This is a genomic window from Streptomyces aureus (genome assembly GCF_001418135.1).
Lineage (GTDB): Bacteria > Actinomycetota > Actinomycetes > Streptomycetales > Streptomycetaceae > Streptomyces > Streptomyces aureus_A.
Window position 1 is genome coordinate 1 of sequence record NZ_LIPQ01000154.1, and the last position, 3,961, is coordinate 3,961.

Below are 3,961 nucleotides of genomic sequence, written 5' to 3' on the forward strand. Positions count from 1 at the left end.
CCTCGGCAAGTAACCGCGGCAGCGGTCCACAGCCGGCGACGGCGCCCGGATCCCCCGCCGGGCGCCATCGCCTTTCTCCCTGTCGATCCTGCTTAGGATCGATACGTGACCCAGCGCAACCGGACGGACCGGCACCACCGGACCGGAGCAGCCGCGGGCGGCCTCGCCGCCGCCCTCACCGCCCTCGCACTCCTCGCGGGCGGCTGTACGGAGGCCACCGGAGGGGTCCTGGGGACCCCCGGGGCCGCCGGGCTGCGCGACCCGTACTTCCCGAAGCTCGGCAACGGCGGCTACGACGTCAGCCACTACGCCCTCACCCTCGCGTACGACCCCGGGACCGGGCGGCTCGACGGCACTGCCGAGATCACCGCCCGCGCCACCCAGGACCTCAGCGCCTTCAACCTCGACCTCGCCGGGCTCACCGTCGACCGGGCGTCCGTCGACGACGCGCCCGCCGCGGTCAACCGGGCCGGGAACGAGCTGACGCTCCGGCCGCGCGAGGAGATCCGCGAGGGCGCGGAGTTCCGGACCACCGTCACGTACGGGGGCGTGCCCGAGCCGATCACGGACGCGGACGGTTCCCAGGAGGGCTGGCTGCGCACCGACGACGGTGCCGTGGCGGTGGGTGAACCGGCGGGCTCGATGACCTGGTTCCCGGGCAACCACCACCCCTCCGACAAGGCCGCGTACGAGCTGAGGCTCACCGTCCCGGCCGGGCTCGAAGGGCTCTCCAACGGCGTCAGGACCGCCCGCCGGAGCGCGGCGGACGGCCGAGTGACGACCGAGTGGCACACGGTCGAGCCGATGGCGAGCTATCTCGCGACGGTCGCGATCGGCCGGTACGAGACGGCGACCGGGGCGGTCGACGGGGCCCCCGGTTCCGTCCCCGTGCTCACGGCCGCCGAACGCCCGATCGCCGACGCGACCGCCCCGCTGCGCGACGAGATCCCCGAGATCATCGCCCGGCAGGCCCGGCGTTTCGGCCCGTACCCCTTCTCCACGGCCGGCGCGATCGTCACCGACAACGAGGCGCTCGGGTACGCCCTGGAGACCCAGACGCGGCCCGTCTTCCCGGCCTCCGCCTTCGACCGGACGACCCTGGTCCACGAGCTGGCCCACCAGTGGTTCGGGAACTCGGTCTCGCCCGCGAGCTGGCGGGACCTGTGGCTGAACGAGGGCTTCGCGACCTACGCCGAGTGGCTGTACACGGAGGAGTACGAGCACGTTCCCGCGCGGACGCACTTCGAGCGGGCTTTCGCCCAGGAGGCCAACTGGGCCTTCCCGCCGGCCGCCCCGCCCACCGCCGAGAACCTCTTCGACCCGCCCGTGTACCAGCGGGGCGCGATGGTCCTGCACAAGCTCCGCGAGACGGTCGGGGACCGCACCTTCGACGCGATCCTGCGCGGCTGGCCCGCGAAGTACCGTCACGCCAACGCCTCCACGGACGACTTCACCACCTACGCGGAGAGCGTGGCCGGGCGCGATCTGGACGAGCTGTGGGACGTGTGGCTGTACGGCGACGGCAAGCCGGCGAAACCCTGACGGTCCGCGGGCCCGGCGCCGGCCGGAGCGCTCTTCCCGGCCGGGGTCAGGCCAGCGCCTTCCGCATGACCACGCACGCGCGGCCGTGGGCGAGGTCCGGGCGGCGGTCGGTCTCCTGGTAGCCGAGGGAGGTCCAGAAGGCGAGGGCCTCCGGGTTGTTCTCCAGGACGGCGAGCCGCAGCCCCGTACGGCCCGCGGTGCGGAAGCGGTCCTCGACGTGCGCGGCGAGCCGGCGGCCGTGGCCCGCGCGCCGTTCGTCCCCGTGGACCATGAGGAGTCCGAGCCACGGCTCGGTCTCCCCCGGGTCGGGGTGCCGGCCGAGGGTGATGGCGACGGCGACGAGCCGGCCCTCGGAGCGGGCGAGCAGGACCTCGGCAGTGGGCTGCGCGAGTTCGTCGGCGAGGGCGGCCGCGACCTGCTCGGGCCGGATGTCGGACGGGTCCGGGAAGTCGCCGCTCAGCTGCTGGAACTCCTCGTTCGAGGCGTACAGCGCGGTGAGTTCGGTGAGCAGCGGGCCGGGGAGGGCTGCACCGTCCTCCAGGGCCTTGGGCGCGAGGGCTTCGACGATCACGCGGCAAGGGTAGAGCCCCGGCGGGGAAACCCGGCCGGGGCTCAAGGGTGCTGCGGGGCGTCGGTCAGAGGTTGACGCCGAAGTCGCGGGCGATGCCCTCCAGGCCCGAGGCATAGCCCTGGCCGACCGCGCGGAACTTCCACTCGGCGCCGTTGCGGTACAGCTCGCCGAAGACCATGGCGGTCTCGACGGCGGCGTCCTCGGAGAGGTCGTAGCGGGCGAGCTCGGCGCCGCCGGCCTGGTTCACGATGCGGATGTAGGCGTTGCGCACCTGGCCGAAGTTCTGCGAGCGGTTGACCGCGTCGTAGATGGAGACCGGGAAGACGATCTTGTCGACGTTCGGCGGGAGGGCCGCGAGGTTGACGTTGATCTGCTCGTCGTCGCCGCCGCCCTCGCCGGTGCGGTTGTCACCGGTGTGGACGATGGTCTGGTCCGGCGTCGACTTGTTGTTGAAGAAGACGAAGTGGGCGTCGGAGGCGACCTTGCCGGCGGCGTCCACGCCGATCGCCGAGGCGTCGAGGTCGAAGTCGGTGCCGGTGGTGGTGCGGACGTCCCAGCCGAGGCCCACGGTGACAGCGGCGAGGCCCGGGGCCTCCTTGGTCAGAGAGACGTTGCCGCCCTTGGACAGGCTCACAGCCATGGAAAGTCCCTTTCATCGTGGTGTCTTCGCCTGGAGAAACGCGTGGTGCCTCCGGACGGTTCCCGGCGCGCTCCCGGCGAAAACAGGATGACTCCGATGGCCCCCTGCGGGGAACATGGTGGGCATGTCCGGTCCGTATCCCATCCGCGGCTCCGTCTCGCTCCCCGAGGCCGAGCTCCAGTGGCGTTTCTCGCGTTCCTCGGGTCCGGGCGGTCAGCATGTGAACACCAGCGATTCCCAGGTCGAGCTGCGCTTCGACCTCGCGGCCACCGACGCGCTGCCGGAGGTGTGGAAGGCCCGCGCCCTGGAGCGCCTCGCCGGCCGCCTGGTGAACGGCGTCGTGACGGTCCGCGCCTCGGAGCACCGCTCCCAGTGGCGCAACCGCGAGACGGCGGCGGTGCGGCTCGCCGCGCTGCTCGCCGAGGCGACGGCCCCGCCGCCGAAGCCCCGCCGTCCGACGAAGATCCCCCGCGGGATCAACGAACGCCGGCTGCGCGAGAAGAAGCAGCGCTCGGAGACGAAGCGGACGCGCCAGTCCCGCGACTGGGGCTGAGGCCGCTCCACGGTGTCCCGGGCCCAGGACGGGTCAGGACAGGCTCCGGTACTTCCCCTGGTAGTACGTCAGCGGGCCGCCGCCCGCCGCTCCCGCGTCCACCGTCAGGACCCGGCCCACCACGAGCGTGTGGTCGCCGGCCACGACCCGGCTCTCCGTGCGGCACTCCAGGGTCGCCAGCGCGCCGCCCATGAGGGGGGCGCCGCTCTCCTCGCCGCGGGCGTACGGCAGGTCGGCGAAGAGGAGGCGGTCGCTGACGCGGTTCTTCATGGCGAAGCGCCCGGCGATGTGCCGCTGGTTCTCGCCGAGGATCGACACCGCCCAGACGGGTACGTCGGTGAGCAGGTCGTCCATGCGGGAGCCGTTGCGCAGGCTGACCAGGACCAGGGGCGGGTCGAGGGAGACCGACACGAAGGCCGTGGCGGTCATGCCGACGTCCTCGCCGCGCGGTCCGTCGTCGGGGTCGTGCGCGGTCACCAGGACCACACCGGCCGCGAGGCGGGACATCGCGGCCCGGAAGTCGTCGTTGCTCACCCCCTCAGCATGAGGGATGGCCAGATCGGACACGGGGGGCGGGGCGGGGATCTTCTGCAGCACACCCGCACGCTAGTCCCGGCCCGACGCGGCCCCCAGAGGGCCGGGACTAGCGTGCGGG

General features: G+C 73.0%; 5 protein-coding genes. 2 read left to right on the forward strand and 3 right to left on the reverse strand.

All coding sequences use genetic code 11. The annotated features are described in order from the left end of the window. The first annotated feature begins 105 nt into the window (after positions 1-105). A complete protein-coding gene (locus tag AOK00_RS14635) occupies positions 106-1,542 on the forward strand; it encodes a M1 family metallopeptidase (RefSeq protein ID WP_055600747.1) in 1,437 nt (478 codons plus the stop codon). A 46-nt stretch (positions 1,543-1,588) separates the two neighbouring features. Here AOK00_RS14635 and AOK00_RS14640 read toward each other — a convergent pair whose 3' ends face one another. Together AOK00_RS14640 and AOK00_RS14645 are read right to left on the reverse strand one after the other, a co-directional pair. After that, the gene (locus tag AOK00_RS14640) at positions 1,589-2,113 is read right to left on the reverse strand and encodes a GNAT family N-acetyltransferase (protein WP_055600748.1); all 525 of its coding nucleotides are present in this window, start codon (positions 2,111-2,113) and stop codon (positions 1,589-1,591) included. A gap of 64 nt (positions 2,114-2,177) precedes the next feature. Then, on the reverse strand, positions 2,178-2,753 hold the full coding sequence (locus tag AOK00_RS14645) for a TerD family protein (protein ID WP_017238251.1): 576 nt from the start codon (positions 2,751-2,753) through the stop codon (positions 2,178-2,180). Positions 2,754-2,868: 115 nt separating this feature from the next. Here AOK00_RS14645 and arfB point away from each other — a divergent pair, with 115 nt between their 5' ends. Further along, the gene (gene arfB / locus AOK00_RS14650; RefSeq protein ID WP_063886604.1) at positions 2,869-3,306 is read left to right on the forward strand and encodes an alternative ribosome rescue aminoacyl-tRNA hydrolase ArfB; all 438 of its coding nucleotides are present in this window, start codon (positions 2,869-2,871) and stop codon (positions 3,304-3,306) included. A 33-nt stretch (positions 3,307-3,339) separates the two neighbouring features. Here arfB and AOK00_RS14655 read toward each other — a convergent pair whose 3' ends face one another. Beyond that, on the reverse strand, positions 3,340-3,903 hold the full coding sequence (locus tag AOK00_RS14655; protein WP_079042009.1) for a flavin reductase family protein: 564 nt from the start codon (positions 3,901-3,903) through the stop codon (positions 3,340-3,342). Positions 3,904-3,961 lie beyond the last annotated feature (58 nt).